Source organism: Streptomyces sp. DH12, from assembly GCF_020873895.1.
Lineage (GTDB): Bacteria > Actinomycetota > Actinomycetes > Streptomycetales > Streptomycetaceae > Streptomyces.
Genome location: NZ_JAHWGT010000921.1, coordinates 1 through 468, shown reverse-complemented (window position 1 = coordinate 468; position 468 = coordinate 1). Strand labels below are relative to the sequence as shown.

Below are 468 nucleotides of genomic sequence, written 5' to 3'. Positions count from 1 at the left end.
ACCCGGCGCCCCTGCCGAGCAGCGCCCCGGCCGAGGCCACCACGAGCGACGCCAGCAGCACGGCCCAGCCGGGCTGCCCGAACGGCGGCAGGTGCAGGTCGAAGCTCGGGTCCGACACCAGCGTGGTGGTCAGCGCCCCCGCCCCGGCGGCGGCCAGCGGCGCGAACAGGCTGTCCCACAGCTTCCCCCTGACGCGCTGCCCGGCCAGCGCCTCGGAGATCACCAGCGCGGCGGCGACCGGCGTGCCGAACAGCGCGCCGATGGTCCCCGCCTCGGCGAGGGCCACCCAGCCCCGCCGGGCCGTCGCCGGGAAGGCGCGGGCGCCGAACCACACCGCCAGCGAGACGTTCACGGCGATGACCGGGTTCTCCGGTCCCAGACTGGGCCCGCCGGCCAGGACCAGCGCGGTCACCAGCAGCAGCCCGGGCAGCACCGCGGGCGGCAGCACCGGCGCCTCCAGACCGGTGG

1 protein-coding gene is annotated in these 468 nt (G+C 78.2%); it reads right to left on the bottom strand.

Annotated features, from left to right (window positions below; genetic code table 11):
• A partial coding sequence (locus LPA54_RS37790; protein ID WP_228984941.1) for a chloride channel protein occupies positions 1 to 468 on the bottom strand: 468 nt, incomplete at both ends.